24 protein-coding genes are annotated in these 20,382 nt (G+C 62.1%); 22 read left to right on the top strand and 2 right to left on the bottom strand.

What is annotated here, in order from left to right; all coding sequences use genetic code 11:
* Positions 1-23: 23 nt before the first annotated feature.
* Positions 24-176, bottom strand: a complete 153-nt coding sequence (locus tag LB529_RS05320) for a hypothetical protein (protein WP_095765297.1) — start codon at positions 174-176, stop codon at positions 24-26.
* Between the two features lie 191 nt (positions 177-367).
* Between LB529_RS05320 and coaD the strand changes: the two genes are divergently transcribed.
* The 8 genes from coaD to LB529_RS05360 all read left to right on the top strand — a co-directional run bounded on the left by coaD (position 368) and on the right by LB529_RS05360 (position 6,589).
* Positions 368-868, top strand: coding sequence for a pantetheine-phosphate adenylyltransferase (coaD, locus tag LB529_RS05325; RefSeq protein WP_095765298.1), 501 nt, complete (start codon positions 368-370; stop codon positions 866-868).
* 17 nt (positions 869-885) lie between these two features.
* Positions 886-1,476: a peptidylprolyl isomerase gene (locus tag LB529_RS05330; RefSeq protein WP_411962438.1), complete on the top strand. Its 591-nt coding sequence runs from the start codon at positions 886-888 to the stop codon at positions 1,474-1,476.
* Between the two features lie 29 nt (positions 1,477-1,505).
* A complete protein-coding gene (locus LB529_RS05335) occupies positions 1,506-2,018 on the top strand; it encodes a peptidylprolyl isomerase (RefSeq protein WP_095765300.1) in 513 nt (170 codons plus the stop codon).
* Positions 2,019-2,028: 10 nt separating this feature from the next.
* Positions 2,029-2,478 (top strand): DMT family transporter, encoded by a 450-nt coding sequence (locus LB529_RS05340; protein ID WP_095765301.1) that lies wholly within the window; start codon positions 2,029-2,031, stop codon positions 2,476-2,478.
* Positions 2,479-2,568: 90 nt separating this feature from the next.
* Positions 2,569-3,657: a tRNA preQ1(34) S-adenosylmethionine ribosyltransferase-isomerase QueA gene (gene queA, locus LB529_RS05345; protein ID WP_224710459.1), complete on the top strand. Its 1,089-nt coding sequence runs from the start codon at positions 2,569-2,571 to the stop codon at positions 3,655-3,657.
* Positions 3,647-3,916 carry a hypothetical protein gene (locus LB529_RS05350; RefSeq protein ID WP_095765303.1) on the top strand — a complete coding sequence of 90 codons (270 nt, stop codon included), beginning with the start codon at positions 3,647-3,649 and terminating at the stop codon, positions 3,914-3,916. The genes queA and LB529_RS05350 overlap by 11 nt, the downstream gene beginning before the upstream one ends.
* The gene (gene tgt, locus LB529_RS05355; RefSeq protein ID WP_224710460.1) at positions 3,909-5,039 is read left to right on the top strand and encodes a tRNA guanosine(34) transglycosylase Tgt; all 1,131 of its coding nucleotides are present in this window, start codon (positions 3,909-3,911) and stop codon (positions 5,037-5,039) included. The genes LB529_RS05350 and tgt overlap by 8 nt, the downstream gene beginning before the upstream one ends.
* A gap of 92 nt (positions 5,040-5,131) precedes the next feature.
* Positions 5,132-6,589 carry a hypothetical protein gene (locus tag LB529_RS05360; protein WP_224710461.1) on the top strand — a complete coding sequence of 486 codons (1,458 nt, stop codon included), beginning with the start codon at positions 5,132-5,134 and terminating at the stop codon, positions 6,587-6,589.
* 19 nt (positions 6,590-6,608) lie between these two features.
* Here LB529_RS05360 and LB529_RS05365 read toward each other — a convergent pair whose 3' ends face one another.
* The gene (locus tag LB529_RS05365) at positions 6,609-7,028 is read right to left on the bottom strand and encodes a DUF4864 domain-containing protein (protein ID WP_224706529.1); all 420 of its coding nucleotides are present in this window, start codon (positions 7,026-7,028) and stop codon (positions 6,609-6,611) included.
* Positions 7,029-7,242: 214 nt separating this feature from the next.
* On the opposite strand from LB529_RS05365, the gene LB529_RS05370 reads away from it, so the two are divergent.
* The 14 genes from LB529_RS05370 (at position 7,243) to LB529_RS05435 (ending at position 20,343) form a co-directional block, all read left to right on the top strand.
* Positions 7,243-7,479: an Lrp/AsnC ligand binding domain-containing protein gene (locus LB529_RS05370; protein ID WP_040995065.1), complete on the top strand. Its 237-nt coding sequence runs from the start codon at positions 7,243-7,245 to the stop codon at positions 7,477-7,479.
* A 169-nt stretch (positions 7,480-7,648) separates the two neighbouring features.
* Positions 7,649-9,061, top strand: coding sequence for a circularly permuted type 2 ATP-grasp protein (locus LB529_RS05375; RefSeq protein ID WP_224710462.1), 1,413 nt, complete (start codon positions 7,649-7,651; stop codon positions 9,059-9,061).
* A gap of 53 nt (positions 9,062-9,114) precedes the next feature.
* Positions 9,115-9,474, top strand: a complete 360-nt coding sequence (locus LB529_RS05380) for a four helix bundle protein (RefSeq protein ID WP_224710594.1) — start codon at positions 9,115-9,117, stop codon at positions 9,472-9,474.
* 63 nt (positions 9,475-9,537) lie between these two features.
* Positions 9,538-10,479: an alpha-E domain-containing protein gene (locus LB529_RS05385; RefSeq protein ID WP_224710463.1), complete on the top strand. Its 942-nt coding sequence runs from the start codon at positions 9,538-9,540 to the stop codon at positions 10,477-10,479.
* Between the two features lie 20 nt (positions 10,480-10,499).
* On the top strand, positions 10,500-11,294 hold the full coding sequence (locus LB529_RS05390; protein ID WP_224710464.1) for a transglutaminase domain-containing protein: 795 nt from the start codon (positions 10,500-10,502) through the stop codon (positions 11,292-11,294).
* Between the two features lie 32 nt (positions 11,295-11,326).
* A complete protein-coding gene (locus LB529_RS05395; RefSeq protein ID WP_095765311.1) occupies positions 11,327-12,058 on the top strand; it encodes a peptidase in 732 nt (243 codons plus the stop codon).
* Between the two features lie 58 nt (positions 12,059-12,116).
* Positions 12,117-13,529 carry a pyridoxal phosphate-dependent decarboxylase family protein gene (locus tag LB529_RS05400; RefSeq protein ID WP_224710465.1) on the top strand — a complete coding sequence of 471 codons (1,413 nt, stop codon included), beginning with the start codon at positions 12,117-12,119 and terminating at the stop codon, positions 13,527-13,529.
* A 126-nt stretch (positions 13,530-13,655) separates the two neighbouring features.
* Entirely contained in the window at positions 13,656-14,423 is a 768-nt protein-coding gene (locus LB529_RS05405) for a DeoR/GlpR family DNA-binding transcription regulator (protein ID WP_224706524.1), read from the top strand.
* 127 nt (positions 14,424-14,550) lie between these two features.
* Positions 14,551-16,077, top strand: coding sequence for a glycerol-3-phosphate dehydrogenase (gene glpD, locus LB529_RS05410; protein ID WP_224710466.1), 1,527 nt, complete (start codon positions 14,551-14,553; stop codon positions 16,075-16,077).
* A gap of 39 nt (positions 16,078-16,116) precedes the next feature.
* The gene (locus tag LB529_RS05415; RefSeq protein WP_224710467.1) at positions 16,117-17,196 is read left to right on the top strand and encodes an ABC transporter ATP-binding protein; all 1,080 of its coding nucleotides are present in this window, start codon (positions 16,117-16,119) and stop codon (positions 17,194-17,196) included.
* A 10-nt stretch (positions 17,197-17,206) separates the two neighbouring features.
* Positions 17,207-18,274, top strand: a complete 1,068-nt coding sequence (locus LB529_RS05420; RefSeq protein ID WP_224710468.1) for an ABC transporter ATP-binding protein — start codon at positions 17,207-17,209, stop codon at positions 18,272-18,274.
* Positions 18,275-19,141, top strand: a complete 867-nt coding sequence (locus LB529_RS05425; RefSeq protein WP_095765316.1) for a carbohydrate ABC transporter permease — start codon at positions 18,275-18,277, stop codon at positions 19,139-19,141. It begins immediately after the preceding gene.
* Position 19,142: 1 nt separating this feature from the next.
* Complete coding sequence (locus LB529_RS05430) at positions 19,143-20,051, top strand: carbohydrate ABC transporter permease (RefSeq protein ID WP_140841221.1); 909 nt, start codon at positions 19,143-19,145, stop codon at positions 20,049-20,051.
* A gap of 4 nt (positions 20,052-20,055) precedes the next feature.
* On the top strand, positions 20,056-20,343 hold the full coding sequence (locus LB529_RS05435; protein WP_095765318.1) for a DUF2160 domain-containing protein: 288 nt from the start codon (positions 20,056-20,058) through the stop codon (positions 20,341-20,343).
* Positions 20,344-20,382 lie beyond the last annotated feature (39 nt).

Raw genomic sequence — 20,382 nt, forward strand, 5'->3', positions numbered from 1 at the left:
TCTCTGGGCCGGTGCGATCATGATCAGTGGCGACGGTAGACGTTGCGATGGGCGAAACCATCGAGCCGCTTGGTATTGGCCTTGACGCGCACTCGCGCTGCTTCCTGATGCAACCCGAATGCAGTCGCGATCAGCATCACAATGGTCATTGCAGTGGCAAGCATGTAGATCAACATTTGCGTGTTCTCCTGGGCGTACAACGATGAGGTGGGGATTTGGTTTCACCTCTTGAAGCGGCAACCTAGTGAACGCTGCGTGAAATGTTCGTGATTGCCGCATTCATCTGTCGTTCATCGGCGCGAAAAGGTTCACGGCAATGCAATTAATGAGATTTGCCTTTGTCCGAGAGGGTCGCTAGAAGCCTGCCATGACGGAACGCACCGCCCTTTACGCCGGCTCTTTCGACCCGCTGACCAATGGCCATCTCGATGTGCTGAAAGCGTCGCTGGCGGTGGCCGACACCGTCTACGCGGCGATCGGCATTCATCCGGGCAAGAAGCCGTTGTTTTCCTTCGAGGAACGCGTTGAGTTGATCGAGGCCGCAACCAAGGTCGAATTCGGTCGCGACAGCGATCGTATCAAGGTCGTGTCCTTCGACGGGCTGGTCATCGACGCGGCCCGCAAGCACGGCGCCTCGATCATGATCCGGGGGCTGCGCGACGGCACCGACCTCGATTACGAAATGCAGATGGCCGGCATGAACGAGACGATGGCGCCCGAATTGCAGACGGTTTTTCTGCCCGCCAGCCCTTCGGTGCGCACCATTACCGCCACACTTGTGCGCCAGATTGCGTCGATGGGCGGCGATATCCGCCCGTTCGTGCCTGCGGCCGTTGCCGGCGCGCTCGCCGCCAAGTTCACCAAATAGGTTTCCCGGAGATACCCATGCAGCTGAAGAAGCTCGCTTCGTTCCTTGTCGTGGTTGCCGGCCTTTTCGCGGCGTCCTTGCCGGCCGTCGCCGCCGACAAGGAAAACACCATGATCATCACGCTCAAGAACGGCGACGTGACCATCGCGTTGCGTCCCGATCTGGCGCCCAAGCATGTCGCGCAGATCAAGAAACTGGTGCGCGACGGCGCCTACGACAACGTCGCCTTCCACCGCGTTATCGACGGCTTCATGGCGCAGACCGGCGACGTCAAATTCGGCAACATGAAGAAGGGGTTCAACCCCGAAGCCGTCGGCACCGGCGGCTCCGATCTTCCCGACCTGCCGGCCGAGTTCTCGCAGAGCGAGCAGTTCGCGCGCGGCGTGGTCGGCATGGCCCGCTCGCAGGACCCGAACTCGGCCAACTCGCAATTCTTCATCATGTTCGCGCCGGCGCCGAACCTCGACGGCCAGTACACCATCGTCGGCAAGGTGGTCGGCGGCATGGATCTCGTCGACAAGATCAAGAAGGGCGATGAGGCCGACAACGGCACGGTCACCGACCCCGACCGCATGATCAAGGTTCGCATCGCCGCCGACAGCAAGTAACTCCCTCAATTTTCAAAGGAATTTCCGACATGGCTGAGATCAAGGATCGCGAGAACGCGCTCATCATGGAAACGACCAAGGGCCCGGTCGTCATCGAAATGTATCCCGAGCTGGCGCCCGGGCACGTCGCCCGCATCAAGGAACTGGCGCGCGAAGGCGCCTATGACGGCGTGGTGTTCCACCGCGTCATTGACGGCTTCATGGCGCAGACCGGCGACGTCAAGTTCGGCAATTCGAGCAAGCCCACTTATGCGCCGTCGCGCGCGGGCATGGGCGGCTCCGACAAGCCAGACCTCAAGGCCGAGTTCTCCAACGCCAATCACGGCCGCGGCGCCTGCTCCATGGCTAGGGCCCAGAACCCGAACTCGGCGAACTCGCAGTTCTTCATCTGCTTCGACGACGCCGCCTTCCTCAACCGTCAGTACACGGTTTGGGGCCAGGTCATCGAAGGCATGGAGAATGTCGACAAGATCAAGCGCGGCGAGCCGGTGCAGGATCCCGACAAGATCGTGTCGCTGAAAGTCGCGGCAGACGTCAAGTAAAGGCGGAACGATGATGGGCGCTGTCTGGTCTCTGCTCGGCATCCTGTCCGGCGCCTTCATCGCCATCCAGGCGCCGATCAATTCGCAATTGGCTAAGGGCCTCGGCCTTCCGGTCGCGGCCGCCGCCTTTTCCTTCCTGTCCGGTGCCATCGTGCTCGGCATCATCTCGATCTCGGTGGTGAAGCTGCAGGGCATCTCGCTCGACTGGAAGGCGCCGGCGCCCTGGCTGTTCGTCGCCGGCGGCATGCTCGGCGGCTTCTATGTGACGCTGTCGACGATCCTCACGCCACGCATCGGCGCGGCGGCGCTGATGGCCTTCCTGGTCGCCGGCCAACTGATCGCCGGCATGCTGATCGACCGCGCCGGCTTCCTTGGCGTGGCGGTGCGCGAAATCTCGCTTGGCCGTGTCGCCGGCGCTGTGCTGCTCTTGGCCGGAGCGCTGCTGGTGCGGCTGACCTGAGCGTCGGCTGTTTCGTTCGACGGCAATTGCTAGCAAGGCGCGGCAACAAGACGGTGGCGAGAGCGCGACGATCGGGTTATTGCCGCAGGCATGAAAGTGGACCTCTTCGATTTCGATCTTCCCGAAGACCGCATCGCGCTCAGACCGGCCGAGCCGCGCGACAGCGCTCGGCTGCTGGTGGTGAAGCCGGACACCGGTTTCGAGGACGGGACAGTCCGGGACCTGCCGTCGCTGCTCAGGGCCGGGGACGTGCTGGTGTTCAACGACACCAAGGTCATCCCGGCGCAATTGAAGGGCATCAGGCTGCGCGGCGAAGCGGCGGCGCAGGTCGAGGCGACGCTGCACATGCGCACCGGCCCCGACCGCTGGCTGGCCTTCATGCGACCGGGAAAGCGCATCGCCGCCGGCGACCGCATCCAGTTCGGCCATGACGGCAGTTCCTGCTTTCTGGGCCGGCTCGACGCCACGGTGCTTGAAAAAGGCGAGGGCGGCGAAGCGCTGCTCGGCTTCGATCTGTCGGGCGCCTTTCTCGACGAGGCGCTGCATGCCGTCGGGCATATCCCGCTGCCGCCCTACATTGCGTCGAAGCGCGAGGACGACGAGCGCGACCGCGCCGATTATCAGACGATCTATGCGCGCGAGGAAGGCGCGGTGGCCGCGCCTACGGCCGGCCTCCATTTCACCCCGGAGCTGTTCGCGGCGCTCGACGCCAACGGCATCGAGCGCCGCTTCGTCACGCTGCATGTCGGCGCCGGCACTTTTTTACCGGTGAAGGCCGACGACACGACCGACCACAAGATGCATGCCGAGACCGGCTCGGTAAGCCCGGAGACGGCGGCGGCGCTCAACGCGGCCAAGGCGCGGGGAGGGCGGATCATCTGCGTCGGCACGACATCGCTGCGGCTCTTGGAGAGCGCGGCGCGCGACGACGGCAGGATCGAGCCCTGGTCCGGACCCACCGACATCTTCATCACGCCCGGCTATCGCTTCCGTACGGCCGACATGCTGATGACCAATTTCCATCTGCCGCGCTCGACGCTGTTCATGCTGGTCTCGGCCTTCAGCGGGCTGGAGACGATGCGCTCGGCCTATGCGCATGCCATCGCGAACCGCTACAGGTTCTACTCCTATGGAGACGCAAGCCTGCTTTTTCGTGCGGAGACGAGCAATGGACGATGACCTCGACAGCATGGACCGCGATACGCTGATCGCGCAGGTGAAGAAACTGCGCGCCGGTATCCGCGCGCATCGCGACGCGACAGGGCATGATCTGTGCTGGCATCATCCTGACCTCTGGGAGCTTTTGCCGGAAAGGACCGAGCCGGCGATTGCCGTGCCGCCATGGCCGAAATTCATGCGCGGCTGCATCCGCTACCGGCAGTCGCTCGACGAGCAGGCGCCCGGCGCGCCGGAGCACGACAAGGAATTCAATGGCTGAGACTTTTTCATTCGAGGTGCTTGCCACCGATGGCAAGGCGCGGCGCGGCCTGGTCTCGATGCCGCGCGGCGAGATCCGCACGCCGGCCTTCATGCCGGTCGGCACCGGCGGCACCGTCAAGACCATGTATATGGACCAGGTGCGCGGGGTCGGCGCCGACATCATCCTCGGCAACACCTACCATCTGATGCTGCGACCAGGCGCCGAGCGCGTGGCCAGACTCGGCGGCCTGCATGAGTTCGCGCGCTGGCCGCATCCGATCCTGACCGACAGCGGCGGCTTTCAGGTCATGTCGCTGTCGAAGCTCAGGAAGCTGACCGAACAGGGCGTCACCTTCCGCTCGCATATCGACGGCGCGCCCTACGAGATGTCGCCGGAGCGATCGATCGAAATCCAGGGACTGCTCGATTCCGACATCCAGATGCAGCTCGACGAATGCACGGCGCTGCCGGCCAAGCCCGAGGAGATCGAGCGCGCCATGGAATTGTCGCTGCGGTGGGCAGAGCGCTGCAAGGCGGCGTTCGGCGACCAGCCGGGCAAGGCGATGTTCGGCATCGTCCAGGGCGGCGACAGCGCAGCCTTGCGCGTGCGCTCCGCCCAGGCGCTGAAAGCGATGGATCTGAAAGGCTATGCGGTCGGCGGGCTCGCGGTCGGCGAGCCGCAGCCGGTGATGCTGGAGATGCTCGACATCACCTGCCCGGAGCTGCCGGCCGACAGACCGCGCTACCTGATGGGCGTCGGCACGCCGGACGATATCCTGAAATCGGTGGCGCGCGGCATCGACATGTTCGACTGCGTGATGCCGACCCGCGCCGGCCGCCATGGCCTTGCCTACACGCGCCGCGGCAAGGTCAATCTCAGGAACGCCCGCCATGCCGACGATCCGCGCCCGCTCGACGAGGAAAGCGACTGCCCGGCCGCGCGCGATTATTCGCGCGCCTACCTGCATCACCTGGTGCGCTCGCAGGAAGCGCTCGGCGCCATGCTGCTCACCTGGAACAACCTGTCTTATTATCAGAGGCTGATGCAGAACGTCCGAGCAGCCATCGAGGCGCAGGCTTTCGAAGCGCGCGCCGCCGAGATTACCGAAGGCTGGGCGCGGGGCGATATCCCGGTCCTTTGATCGGGGAAGCGTCGGAAAACCTTTCATAAATCAGATCAAGAGTAAGTATGCCTTGCCATATCGAGGCAAGGGGCGGCACGACTTTGGTAAAGATGGACGCGTCGATCGTCGACCATAAAGTAGCAAGCGCTGATGTTTACCGGTCGGGTTCGGCGGCGACCCAGCAATGGAGTTACAGTTTATTACTTGTAATTTCAGGGGTCGTGCTTGTCGGCCTTATCTTGCGCCTGCTCGGCGCGCGCGGGGATCTCTGGCACGACGAGATCTGGAGCATCACGCTGCTGAAGCCGCTGACGTCGATCGACCAGATATTCTGGCGTGTGAACCACGACAACAATCACTTTCTCAACTCGATATACCAGTATGTCGTCGGGCCCGATGCCGCGCCGCTGGTCCAGCGCGGCTTGTCGATAACGCTCGGCGGATGCACCGTCATTGCAGCCGCGGCGATATCGCGCGGACGTTGGGCAATGATTGGGTCGGCGCTGCTGTTTGCGTTGAGCTATCCGATGGTTCACTACGGCTCGGAGGCGCGTGGCTATGCCGGCCTGGCGTTGTTCACACTCGTTGCGGTGGCTCTTCTGGAGCGCTGGTTCGACAAGCGGGGTGCGTACGGCGTCGCTCTTGCTGTCGCAATTCTGCTTGGCTTCCTTTCTCACCTGACAATGGTCGAAACGGTGGTGGTGCTAACGGCCTGGACGGCGTGGCTGAGCTGGCGAGGCAGCCGCAGTCTGATTGTCGTCAACAAGGAGGTCGTCCAGGCCTTTCTGCCTGCTTTCCTTGCCGTGCTTCCGCTTGCCGCAGCAATGCTTGTAGGCGCGCGATGGTTCAGCTTCAATATCGGCGGTTTTTCCTCTTTCTCGCTCGAGAAATTCGCCGCCGGCTATGGCGGAATGATCCGCTATCTTTTCGGCCTGCCGGACTGGATCGGCGACTGGACGTGCGTCGCGGTGACCTGCATCCTGGTCTTGGCACATGCAGGCGTCTCGCGCGATCGCCGGGCCAGCCTTTATGCCATCGGCATCGTCGGGCTGCCCGCCCTGATGGCGGCGGCGCATCTGCCGAATGTTGAATTCCCGCGCTATTTCATTGTCAGCGGAACCTTGTTGCTGCTTTGGGCCGGAGACTTGATCGGACGCGGCTTCGACGTCGGCGGTAAGAGAAGGCTTTTTGCCGCCGGGATGCTCGTTCTTGTGGCGGGCGGCAACGCGGCGTTGCTGGCCCATTTCTATGAGCATGGGCGCGGTTCCTATTCCGAGATGGTGGACGAGATGACAAAGAGCGGCGCCGCCACATATGCCACCAACGCCGATTTCCGCACCGGCATGGTGGTCGATTATTTCGCCGCGCGCATCGGCCGCCAGGCATCGCTCGTCACCCAGGACAAGATTTGCGCCGGACGCGCGGACTGGCTGATTCTCGAAGGCGACACCCAAAAACAGCCGGAGCGCGTGGATTTCGATTGCGCGCTTGCCTACGAACGAGCCGGAGCCTCGACCTTCTGGGGCCTCTCCGGTATGGGCTGGACACTGTATAGCCGTCGAGATTGAGCGGTCATGCCGGTCGGGCTCAGGTACTGACCGAAGTCGAGGCGCGCAGGCTGCAGCCGGTGATCTTGAAGCTGCCGTCCGCTTGTTGCTGCAGCGTATAGACCGCCTCATAATCCTTGCCGTCGGGCCCGACGATCAGCACCTGCTGGATGATCGAGCCGGGTCCGGTCTGCTCGACCTTGCCGAAGGAATAGGATCGGGGCTTGCGCACCGGCGCGTAGCCGTTCGTCACCATGTTCATGAAGGTGTCGACGGTCGGAAAGATCTGCTTCACGTTCGGCGCGGCGAAGCTGTAGGCGGTGGCGCCGTCATCGGCGACGAAGGCCTTCAACTGGCTGTCGATGACCGTCTGCGCGGCCTTGATCTCGGCCTCGCCGGCAAAAGCAAGCGAGGCTATCAACATCGGAACAAGAGCAAGTGCGAACAAAGCGCGGCGCATGGCCTGCCTCCCCGGAATTCGCTTTGGCGAATGCAATCTAACATACGCATCGCGCCATGGCGTGGTTTCACCGGGATGCGAAGATTTCACCATTTCAGCGTCGGGAAGCGGGATCAGGTACTCTTCGAGGTGCGCGGCGCGGGAAGCTTGAAAGCCGGGCAGCAGTCTGCCACAAGGGCCGCTTATTCATGAAGCAGGCTGGCAGGACCGGGCAATGAAGGCATTTTTCGTGCAGATCAAGTGCGACCTGGGCAAGTCCTATGAGGTCGCCAGCGCGCTCGCCGATGCCGAGATCGCCTCCGAGATCTACTCGACCGCGGGCAATTACGACCTGCTTGCCAAATTTTATATCGACGACGAGGAAGACGTCGGCCATTTCGTCAACGAGCGGGTGCAGATTCTGCCTGGAATCAAGGACACCTTCACCATTGTGACCTTCCGGGCGTTCTGACCGGGCCTGTCTATGCCCCGCCGGGAAGCAGGAGCTGACCCAGCCTTGCTGTCCGTGCCTTGATTTTAGGCAATTTGCATAGAGTGGCCGTCGCGGCTTCCTAAATCATCGATTGCGCTTGATTTTCTCCGGCGAGGCCAGTGAAATGGTCTCAGAGGGGAGTACGCGATTGGCAGCGTTCGACGAAATGCTTCCGGAAGTTTCCGGACTGAGAAGACCTTATGAGGCTTACGATCGCTGGCTGAAGGAGCAGGACCCAGCCAGGCTTACCCAGAAAATGCAGGACGCCGAGCGCGTCTTCCGCAAGACCGGCATTACCTTTGCCGTCTATGGCGAGCAGGAAGCTTCCGAGCGGCTGATCCCTTTCGACATCGTCCCGCGCATCCTCTCCGGCCAGGAATGGCGCCGGCTGACGCAAGGCATCGAGCAGCGCGTGCAAGCGCTGAACGCCTTTCTCGACGATATCTACCACCGCCAGGAGATCCTGCGCGCCGGGCGCGTGCCGAGGGAGCTTGTCGCGAAGAACGAGGCCTTCCTGCCGGAGATGATCGGGGTCAGGCCGCCGGCCGGCGTCTACACCCACATTATCGGCGTCGACATCGTCCGCATCTCTGAGAACGAGTTCTACGTGCTGGAGGACAATGCCCGCACGCCGTCCGGCGTCTCCTACATGCTGGAGAACCGCGAGACGATGATGCAGCTCTTTCCGGAGCTGTTCCAGAAGATCAAGGTGCGGCCGGTCGAGAACTACCCGCAACTCCTGCGCCAGTCGCTGGCCGCGGTGCGACCGCAAAGCAGCAAGGGCGTGCCGACCATCGCGGTGCTGACGCCGGGTTCGTATAACTCGGCCTATTTCGAGCATGCGTTCCTTGCCGACCAGATGGGCGTGCAACTCGTCGAAGGGCAGGATCTGCGCGTCGTCGACGGCCATGTGGCGATGCGCACGACCGAAGGCTACAAGCAGATCGACGTGCTCTACCGGCGCGTCGACGACAACTTCCTCGATCCGCTGACCTTTCAGCCGGATTCCGCGCTCGGCGTGCCCGGCATCATGGATGTCTACCGCGCCGGCAACATCACCATCGCCAACGCGCCGGGAACCGGCATCGCCGACGACAAGGCGATCTATTCCTACATGCCGGAGATCGTCGAGTTCTACACCGGCCGCAAGGCGATCCTCGGCAACATCCCGACCTGGCGCTGCTCGGAACCGGACAGCCTGAAATATGTGCTGGAGCACATCCACGAGCTCGTCATCAAGGAAGTGCACGGCTCCGGCGGCTACGGCATGCTGGTCGGCCCGGCGGCGACCAAGAAGGAATGCCAGGACTTTGCAAAAAAGCTGCAGGCGAAGCCCTCGAACTACATCGCCCAGCCGACCCTGGCGCTGTCGACCTGCCCGATCCTGACCGAGAAGGGCCTGTCGCCGCGCCATGTCGATCTCAGGCCTTACGTGCTTGTATCCGACCGCATCCAGATCGTGCCGGGCGGCTTGACGCGCGTCGCGCTCAAAGAGGGGTCCTTGGTGGTCAATTCCTCACAGGGGGGCGGGACGAAGGATACGTGGGTGCTGGATGATTAAGAGCGAATAGAGAGTAGCGAATAGCGAGTAGGGAAAAGGGGGATACGACGGCAATCAATTCCTACAGAGATCTGATTGTTTGGAGGGCGGCTTTGAGGTTGGCCGTGGATTGCTATTCGGCCACGAAAGCTTTTCCAAACAGCGAAGCGTACGGAATGACCTCTCAGATAAGACGCTCGGCGGCTTCCATCGCAGCGAATGTTGCGGAAGGTCACGGAAGAGAAAATACGGGAGCTTTCATTCAATTTCTTCGGGTAGCGCAGGGCTCTCTGAAAGAGTTGGAGACACATCTCATCCTGTGCGGAGAGGTTGGGCTGATGGTCGAAGCGAAGGTCGCCAGCTTGCTTGGCCAAACTGACGAAATAGGAAAGATGCTACGTTCGATGATCCGGAGCCTGCAGCAAAAGTCATGAAGTCTTTTTCTCCCTATTCGCTACTCGCTATTCGCTATTCGCTCGATACCGGAGCAAGCTGATATGCTTTTGGGCCGCACCGCAAACGGTCTCTACTGGATGAACCGCTATATCGAGCGGGCCGAAAACATGGCGCGCCTGGTCGATGCGGGATTGCGCATGGCGCTGACGCGCACGCAGAGCGCTTCGGAGGAATGGAACTCGGTCCTGCTCAGCGCCGGCTCGGACGTCGCCTTCAGCCAGAAGTACCAGGACTATACCGCCGCCAACGTCTCGGACTTCCTGCTACGCGACACCTCGAACCCGTCGAGCACGATGTCGTCGATCGAGACGGCGCGCAACAATGCCCGCATGGTGCGCACGGCGCTGACCCGCGAGACCTGGGAAAGCATCAACGAAGCCTGGATGTCGCTGAAGCGCATGCTGGCAAGGCCGATCGACGAACGCGACCTGCCGACGGTGCTCGATGCAATCAAGCGCGAGACGGCGCTGATCCGCGGTTCATTCTACGGCACCATGCTGCGCAATGAGATTTTCGATTTCTCGCAGCTCGGCACTTATGTCGAACGCGCCGACAACACGGCGCGCATCCTCGACGTGAAATATTATGTGCTGCTGCCGTCGCTGTCCTGGGTCGGCTCGACGCTCGACAACTATCAGTGGGAATCGATCCTGCGCTCGGTGTCGGCGCACCGCTCCTACCGCTGGGTTTATGAAGCCGACTACAAGCCGACGAATATCGCCGACTATCTGATCCTCAACGTGCGCATGCCGCGCTCGCTGACTTTCTGCTACCGCTTCCTCGGCGAGCATTTGAAATTCCTCGCCGACGATTACGGTGAACGCCATGCCTGCCATGGCACGGCCGAGAAGATCCAGGCGCTGCTCAAAAGGGGTTCGATCAAGGACATATTCGATCATGGCCTGCACGAGTTCCTGGCCGAGTTCATTCGCGACAACACCAGGCTGGGCGACGAGATCGCCCAGGACTACCGGTTCTATTGAGCACAGCCGAGGCGAGCGTTATGCGGCTCAAGATCACCCATCGTACCGAGTACCGCTACGATCAGCCGGTGCAGTATCTGCTGCAGCGGCTGCGCCTTTGGCCTTCCAGCGGGCGCACGCAGACCGTCGGCTCCTGGGCGGTCAAGGTCGAAGGCGCGCGCGAGGAGGTGCGCTTCACCGACCATTTCGGCAACGAGACGCGGCTGGTGAGCGCCGAGAGCGGCCAGAATTCGATCACCGTCGAGGCAGCCGGAGACGTGACCACGCATGATACGGCGGGCGTGACGGGTCCGCATCAAGGCTTTGCCCCGCTCTGGCTATTCGGACAGCAGACGCCACTCACCGCCGCCGGCGAGGGCATACGTGAACTGGCCGGCACGCTGGGCCAGGGCACCGAGATCGAGCGACTGCACCGGCTGATGGGCGCTATCGGCGAACGCGTCGCCTACAGGCCGGGCACGACCAGTGTCGTGACGCCGGCGGAGGAGGCGCTCGCATTGAAGTCCGGCGTCTGCCAGGACCACTCCCACATCTTCATCGCCGCTGCCGTCGCCCTCGGCTTTCCCGCACGCTATGTCAGCGGCTACCTGATGATGGATACGGCCGTCGAGCAGGCGGCAAGCCATGCCTGGGCCGAGGCCTATGTCGTGGGACTCGGATGGGTTGCCTTCGACCCGGCGAACGGTATCTCTCCCGACGAACGCTATGTGCGGGTGGCGACGGGGCGTGACTATCGCGATGCCTCGCCGGTGTCGGGGATACTGCTGGGGCAGGCGCAAGAGAAGCTTGCCGTCACCGTTACGGTAGAGCAGTAATCTGCGCCGGAATCGCTAGCAGAAGAGCAATCATGACCTATTGCGTCGGCCTCAAGATCGATAGCGGGCTCGTGTTCATGTCGGACACGCGCACCAATGCCGGCATGGATTCGATCTCGACCTTCAAGAAGATGCATGTGTGGGAACAGCCCGGCGAGCGCGTCATCGTGCTGATGTCGGCGGGCAACCTTGCCACGACGCAGGCCGTTGTCAGCCTGCTCGACGAGCGTAACAAGGCGGTCAGCGACCGTCATCCGAAGCTGCTCGAAACTCCCTCTATGTACCAGACGGTGCGGCTGGTCGGCGATACAGTGAAGGAAGTGATAGAGCATGCCTCGCCGAATGGCGACAAGGCGGATTCTTACTTTAATGCCTCCTTCATCCTCGGCGGCCAGATCAAGGGCAGCCCGCCCAGACTGTTCATGATCTATCCGGAAGGCAATTTCATCGAGTCGACCGACGACACGCCTTTCTTCCAGATCGGCGAGACGAAATACGGCAAGCCGATCATCATCCGTGCCTATGATCGGGCAATGAGCCTGGCCGAAACGGTGAAGCTGCTTCTGGTGTCGTTCGACTCGACGCTGAAATCCAACCTCTCGGTCGGGCTGCCGCTCGATCTGCTGTTCCTGGAACAGGATGCGCTCAGTGTGGGGCTGAACCGGCGGATCGGCCATGATGATCCTTACTACCGCACCATATCGGACGGCTGGTCCAACGCGCTGAAAATCGCTTTTTCAAATCTGCCGGATTTTCCGGGATAGGCTTTGCGAGAGCGGTTCGACCGGCCGGTATCTTCGACGGCCGCTGGGGAGGGAAAATATGGACAGCGACGAATTCCGCGATTGGTCGAGGCGCGCCGCCGACTGGGGCGCCGACTATCGCGCCAACCTGCGCGACCGTCCGGTGCGGCCGGCGATCGCGCCGGGCGAGATTTTCAGAAGCATCGAGGCGTCGCCGCCGGAAATGCCGGAGCCGATGGACAGGATCTTCGCCGACTTCGAAGAAAAGATCGTGCCGGGCATGACGCATTGGCAGCATCCGCGCTTCTTCGCCTATTTTCCCGCCAATGCAGCGCCGGTTTCGGTGGTGGCCGAATATCTGGTCTCGGCGATAGCCGCGCAATGCATGCTGTGGCAGACCTCGCCGGCGGCGACCGAACTCGAAACGCGCATCGTCGACTGGATGCGCCAGGCCCTCGGCCTGCCCGTGGGCTTTTCCGGCGTCATCCAGGATTCGGCTTCCTCGGCGACGCTTGCAGCGGTGCTCACCATGCGCGAGCGGGCGCTTGACTGGCAGGGCAACAAGAAGGGGCTGGCCGGGCAGGCGAAGCTACGCGTCTATTCCTCCGACCAGGTCCATACCTCGATCGACCGAGCCATCTGGGTCTCCGGCATCGGCGAGGACAACCTTGTCCGCATCCCGGTCGCCGGACGTTTTCGCGCCATGGATACGCACGCGCTCGAGGCCGCGATCGTTGCCGATCGCAAGGCCGGCCTGCTGCCAGCCGGCATCATCGCCTGCGTCGGCGGCACCAGCACCGGCGGCACGGACGACATCGCGGCGGTGGCCGCGGTCGCTCAGCGGCACGGGCTTTACCTCCATGTCGACGCCGCCTGGGCAGGCTCGGCGATGATCTGCCCGGAATACCGGCATTTCTGGGCCGGCGTCGATGGCGCCGATTCCATTGTCTTCAATCCGCACAAGTGGCTCGGTGCGCAGTTCGATTGCTCGATCCAGTTCGTGCGCCAGCCGGAAGATCTGGTGCGCACGCTGGCCATCAAGCCGGAGTTTCTGAAGACGCTGGGTCATGACGGCATCATCAACTATTCGGAATGGTCGGTGCCGCTCGGTCGCCGCTTCCGCGCCCTGAAACTTTGGTTCCTGCTGCGCGCCCATGGCCTCGAGGGCCTGCGCACCATGATCCGCAACCATGTCGCCTGGAGCGCAGGGCTTGCCGCGCGCCTTGCCGGGGAAGAGGATTTCGAGCTCGTCAGCGAGCCAATGCTTTCGCTGTTCTCGTTCCGGCACCGCACGGTGGCAGGCGCCGACCCTGACGAGCACAACCTCGGCCTCGTCGACGCCATCAATACCGACGGCCGCATTTACCTGACTCAAACGCGGGTCGATGGGCGCGTGGCGATCCGCTTTCAGGCGGGGCAGTTCGAGTCGACGGCCGCAGATGTCGATGCGGCGTTCGACGTCATAACCGAGATTGCGCGGCGCTTATCCTGAGGCAGCAGACCTGTTCCACACTGGTTTGCCTTTTTCAATCAGGTGATTTTCGTTAGCCGGCTTATACCTTTTCTTCGCTTTCGTTTTCCGATATAGACGGGAAAAAACGAAAATGGAGGACGCGCAATGTTTCTTTCGCCACGCCATGCCGAGATCATCCAGAGGGCGAAAGACCATGGCCGGGTGCTGGTCGATGACCTGGCGACGCATTTCAACGTGACGCCGCAGACCATCCGCAAGGACCTCAACGATCTGTGCGATCAGCGCCTGCTGACCCGTATCCATGGCGGTGCGCTGTTCCCGTCCGGCATCGAGAACATGGAGTACGAGGCACGCCGCAAGATTGCCGCCGACGAGAAGGAGGCGATCGGCAGCGCGGCGGCGCGGCTGATTCCTGACAATGCTTCGCTGTTCATCAATATCGGCACCACCACCGAGGCCGTCAGCAAGGCGCTGCTCGACCATAACGGGCTTATGGTCATCACTAATAATATCAATGTTGCCAATAGGATGCGCATCTACCCCACGATCGAGGTGGTGATTGCCGGCGGCGTTGTGCGCGGTTCCGACGGCGGCATTGTCGGCGAGGCAGCCGTCGATTTCATCCGCCAGTTTAAGGTCGATTACGCCGTCATCGGTGCCTCGGCGATCGATCATGACGGCGCGCTGCTCGACTTCGATTTCCGGGAGGTGAAGGTTGCGCAGGCCATCATCGCAAATGCCCGCCACGTCATTCTGGTTTCCGACCGGACGAAATTCGAACGCACGGCGCCGGTCCGGATTGGCCATCTTTCGCAGGTGAATACCTTCATCACGGATCGTTGCGAGATCGCGTCGATTCGCAGGATTTGCGAGGAAACCGAAGTCCGGCTGATCGAGACAGCGTTCGAATAGGTGCGCCTCGACCGCTTGCTCAGCCGACTGCGATATTTCGTTTGACATTCGCTTTGAGTTCGAAATAATTCCGTCACGGTTTCGTAAAACACAAAAATGGTGCAATGCGAAATCGTCGGAGGAATCTTTGGACGCATATCCGATCCATGACATTTTCGTCATCGGCGGCGGCATCAACGGCTGCGGCATAGCCCGCGATGCCGTTGGCCGCGGATTTTCAGTTTACCTTGCCGAAATGAACGATCTCGCCAGCGGGACCTCCTCCGGTTCGACCAAGCTCATCCATGGCGGCCTGCGTTATCTCGAATTCTATGAATTCCGGCTGGTGCGCGAAGCGCTGATGGAGCGCGAGGTTCTGTGGAAGAACGCGCCGCACATCATCTGGCCGATGCGCTTCGTGCTGCCCTATGCCAAGGGCCTCAGGCCCGCCTGGCTGATCCGGTTGGGATTGTTCCTTTACGATCATATCGGCGGGCGCAAGCTGCTGCCGGCGACGAAGACGCTGGACATGGCCCGCGATCCGGCAGGCAAGCCGCTCAAGCCATTGTTCCGCAAGGCTTTCGAGTATTCGGACGGTTGGGTCAACGACGCGCGCCTGGTGGCGCTGAACGCGCGTGACGCCGCCGACCGGGGTGCCATTATCCGCACCCGCACAAAAGTCGTCAGCGCGCGGCGCGACGGCGCGCTTTGGACCGTGAAGGTGCAGAATGTGCTTACCGGGGAGACCGAAGAGGTCCGCGCGCGGCTTCTCGTCAACGCTGCCGGCCCCTGGGTCGATCACGTGCTCTCGACCGCCGTCGGCCAGAACGACGTCCACAATGTCCGCCTCGTCCAGGGCAGCCATATCGTAGTCGGAAAGAAGTTCGACGATCCGCGCGCCTATTTCTTCCAGAACAAGGATGGCCGCATCATCTTCGCCATTCCTTACGAGGAAGAATTCACGCTGATCGGCACCACCGATCGCGACTATCCGGGCGATCCGCATGAGGTGAAGATCTCCGACGCCGAGATCGACTATCTGTGCGCGGCGGCAAGCGAATATTTCGCGCAGCCGGTGAAGCGGTCGGATATCGTCTGGACCTATTCGGCGGTGCGCCCGCTCTATGACGACGGCGCTTCGAAGGCGCAGGAAGCAACGCGCGATTATGTGCTGAAGGCCGATGGCGGGGAGGGTTCTGCCCCCTTGCTCAACGCCTTCGGCGGCAAGATCACCACCTTCCGCCGGCTGGCCGAATCGATGTTGGAGAAGATCGAAGGTTTTCTCGGCAAGCGCGGCAGGCCGTGGACGCATGATGCGCCGCTGCCCGGCGGCGATTTCGCGGCGACCGGCTTCGATGCCCAGGTTGCCAGGCTGAAGAGCGCCTATCCGTTCCTCGACCAGCGGCTGGCGCGCCGCTTCACCCGGCTCTACGGCACGCGGGCGGAAAGGCTGCTCGGGCTCGCCAAGTCGAATGCCGATCTCGGCCGCAATTTCGGCGCCGACCTTTTCGAGGCGGAAGTTCGCTATCTGGCCGAAAACGAATGGGCGGTCACCGCCGAGGACGTGTTGTGGCGCCGCACCAAGCGCGGCCTGCATTTCAGCCGCGAGCAGACGGCGGCATTGGAAGAATTCATGCGAGGACTGAGCAGCCGCCATGTCGCGGCGGCGGAATAAGGATCGGCCGCTGATACGCAAGGCCTGGGAGGAGGCGTGATGCTGGAATTGAGGAACGTGACGAAGACCGTCGGCGCGCAGGAACATATCCGCGACGTGTCGCTGACGCTTCAGCACGGCTCGCTGAACGTCCTGCTTGGGCCGACGCTCTCCGGCAAGACCAGCCTGATGCGGCTGATGGCTGGCCTCGACGCGCCGACTTCGGGCTCGGTCTGGTTCGACGGCAAGGACGTTACCGGACAGAAGGTGCAGAAGCGCAACGTCGCCATGGTCTACCAGCAGTTCATCAATTACCCGGCGATGACCGTCTACGAGAACATCGCCTCGCCGCTGCGGGTCGCCGGCGTCGAGCAGGCCATGATCGACAAGGAGGTGCGCAACGCCGCGGCGCTCTTGAAGCTGACGCCCTATCTCGAGCGCACGCCGCTCAGCCTGTCCGGCGGACAGCAGCAACGTACCGCGCTTGCCCGCGCCATCGTCAAGAATGCCAGTCTGGTGTTGCTCGACGAGCCTTTGGCCAATCTCGACTACAAGCTGCGCGAGGAATTGCGCGCCGAATTGCCGAAGATCTTCGCCGCGGCCGGCACGATCTTCGTTTATGCCACGACCGAGCCGCACGAGGCGCTTTTGCTCGGCGGCAACACGGCAACGCTTTCGGAAGGCCGCGTCACGCAATTTGGCCCGACGGTCGAAGTGTTCCGCAAGCCCGTCGACCTGGTGACGGCCCGGACCTTCGCCGATCCGCCGCTCAATACCATCGTGCTCTCCAAGAAGGGACCGGATTTCTTGCTCGAAGGCGGCGTCAAGCTGCCAGTGCCGACGGAACTCGCCGGCATTGCGGACGCCAGCTACACGATCGGCTTCCAGCCGCATCATTTGTCGCTGGAGCGGCCGAACGCCGGCGCCGTGCCGGTGCGGGCCAAGGTCACCATCACGGAGATCACCGGCTCGGAAAGCTTCGTCCATCTCGATTTCGCCGATGCGCGCTGGGTGATGCTTGCGCATGGTATTCTCGATTTCGAGACGGACGACGAGGTCGAGGTGTTCATCGACCCGCGCCACATCATGGTGTTCGACCATAACGGCCGCGCCGTGACGGCGTCGAAGCTGGCGGCCTGAGGAGAAAACGATGGCGCGCATCGAGGTCAACCACATCCGTCATTCCTACATGCCCAACCCGCAGAAGGATTCCGACTTCGCTCTGAAGGAAGTGCACCACATTTTCGAGGATGGCGGCGCCTACGCGCTGCTCGGGCCTTCGGGCTGCGGCAAGACCACCTTGCTCAACATCATTTCGGGACTGCTGCACCCCTCGCACGGCAAGTTGCTGTTCAATGGCCGGGACGTGACCAGGCTGTCGACGCAGGAGCGCAATATCGCGCAGGTGTTCCAGTTCCCGGTCATTTACGACACCATGACCGTCTACGACAATCTGGCCTTCCCGCTGCGCAACCGGCGCGTGCCGGAAGCCGATGTCGACCGCAAGGTGCGCGAGACGCTCGACATGATCGATCTCGCTTCGATGGCGAACAGGAAGGCGCGCCGGCTCACCGCAGACCAGAAGCAGAAGATCTCGCTTGGACGCGGCCTGGTGCGCTCCGACGTCAACGCCATCCTGTTCGACGAACCGCTGACGGTCATCGACCCGCATATGAAGTGGGTGCTGCGCTCGCAGTTGAAGCAACTGCACCGCCGCTTCGGCTACACCATGGTCTATGTCACACACGACCAGACCGAAGCGCTGACTTTCGCCGACCGCGTCGTGGTCATGTATGACGGCGAGATCGTGCAGATCGGCACGCCTGCCGAACTTTTCGAGCGTCCGCGCCACACCTTCGTCGGTTATTTCATCGGCTCGCCGGGCATGAACGTGCTGCCGGTTGCGCTGGAAGGCAGGACGGCGAAGCTCGGCGCGCAGCACATCGAGTTACCCGGCGTGCCCAAGGCTGAAGGCGGCGCCGTCGAGCTCGGCATTCGTCCCGAATATGTGCGGCTCGGCCGCGAGGGCATGACGGTGCAGGTCAGCAAGGTCGAGGACGTCGGTCGCCACAAGGTCGTGCGCGCCAACCTTGAAGGCAGGGAAATTGCCGCTGTAATCGGCGAGGACGACGAGGTGCCGGCCGAACCGAAAGTCCGCTTCGATCCGGCCGGCATCAACATCTATGCCGATTCCTGGCGCGTCGAGATGGGGGCATAGATGGACAAGACCTGGAACAACAAGGCCTGGTTCCTTGTCCTGCCGGTGCTGGTGCTGGTGGCGTTCTCGGCCGTCATCCCGCTGATGACGGTCGTCAACTATTCGGTGCAGGACACGTTCGGCAACAACGTCTTCTTCTGGGCCGGCACCGAATGGTTCGAGGACCTGCTGCACTCCGACCGCTTCTGGGAAGCGATGGTGCGCAACCTGATCTTCTCCTTCATCATCCTGGCGATCGAGGTGCCGCTCGGCATCTTCATCGCGCTCAACATGCCGAAGAAGGGCTGGGGCGTGCCGGTCTGCCTGGTGCTGATGGCGCTGCCGCTGCTTATTCCGTGGAACGTCGTCGGCACGATCTGGCAGGTGTTCGGCCGCAACGACATTGGCCTGCTCGGCTATTACATCAATGCGCTCGGCATCGACTACAACTACGTCCAGGATCCGATCGATGCCTGGGTAACCGTCATCATCATGGATGTCTGGCACTGGACCAGCCTGGTCGTGCTGCTTTGCTATGCCGGCTTGGTCTCGATTCCCGACGCCTTCTACCAGGCGGCCAAGATCGACGGCGCGTCGCGCTGGGCTGTGTTCCGCTACATCCAGCTGCCCAAGATGCAGCGCGTGTTGCTGATCGCCGTGCTGTTGCGTTTCATGGACAGTTTCATGATCTATACCGAGCCCTTCGTCGTCACCGGCGGCGGTCCCGGCAATTCGACCACCTTTCTGTCGATTGACCTGGTCAAGACGGCGCTCGGCCAGTTCGACCTCGGCCCGGCGGCGGCGATGTCGCTGGTCTACTTCCTGATCATCCTGTTGTTGTCATGGGTGTTCTACACCGTGATGACCAACTACGACGCGGAGCGCTGAGATGGCGGGCGCCAACGAAACGACGCGCGTGAGCGAGACGGCGGTCACCGAAGTGGGCAGCACGCTGTCGCAGGACGAGGTGGCGAAGCTGATGCGCCGCCGCGGCGAGGAATCGCGCTGGTGGTGGATCGTGCCGACGGTCTACATCATCGTTATCCTGCTGCCGATCTACTGGCTCATCAACATGAGCTTCAAGACCAATGCGGAGATCGTGTCGTCGCTGACGCTATTCCCGCATAATCCGACATTGGCGAACTATCGCACCATCTTCACCGACCCTTCGTGGTATTCGGGCTATATCAATTCGATCACCTATGTGGTGATGAACATGGTGATATCGGTGGCGGTGGCGCTGCCGGCGGCCTATGCCTTCTCGCGTTACCGCTTCCTCGGCGACAAGCATTTGTTCTTCTGGCTTTTGACCAACCGCATGGCGCCGCCCGCGGTGTTCGCGCTGCCGTTCTTCCAGCTCTATTCGGCGTTCGGCTTGATCGACACCCATATCGCCGTGGCGCTGGCGCACTGCCTGTTCAACGTGCCGCTCGCGGTGTGGATCCTCGAAGGCTTCATGTCCGGCGTGCCGAAGGAGATCGACGAGACCGCCTATATTGACGGCTATTCCTTCCCGCGCTTCTTTCTGAAGATTTTCATGCCGCTGATCGCGAGCGGCATCGGCGTCGCCTGCTTCTTCTGCTTCATGTTCTCGTGGGTGGAGCTCTTGATCGCGCGCACGCTGACCACGACGGACGCCAAGCCGATCGCCGCCACCATGACCCGCACAGTCTCTGCCGCCGGCATGGATTGGGGTCTGCTCGCCGCCGCCGGCGTGCTGACGCTGATCCCCGGCGCCTTGGTTATCTGGTTCGTGCGAAATTATATCGCCAAGGGCTTTGCCCTGGGGAGGGTCTAAAGCCATGAATCTCGACTTCTCCTGGATGGCGTGGACGTGGCCGACGGCCGCCTTCTTCATCGTCATTGTGCTGATGCTCTTTGGCATGGGCGTCTGGGAATATGCCTCGCCCGGCGGTCATCCGCGCATCGGGGTGCTGCGCTTCGAGACGACGCGCGGCGATCGTTTGTTCCTGTCGCTGCTTGGCAGCGCATTTATCCATCTCGCTTGGCTGGGTCTGGTTGGACCCAACCTGTGGTGGGCTCTCGCTCTCTCCGTGGTCTACGCCGTTGGCGTGTTCCGATACGTATAGAGGGGGAATAGCCGGAGCGGTCGCGTGCTGGCGGCCGCC

This window comes from Mesorhizobium sp. CA5, assembly GCF_020165105.1.
In the GTDB taxonomy this organism is placed as follows: Bacteria; Pseudomonadota; Alphaproteobacteria; order Rhizobiales; family Rhizobiaceae; genus Mesorhizobium.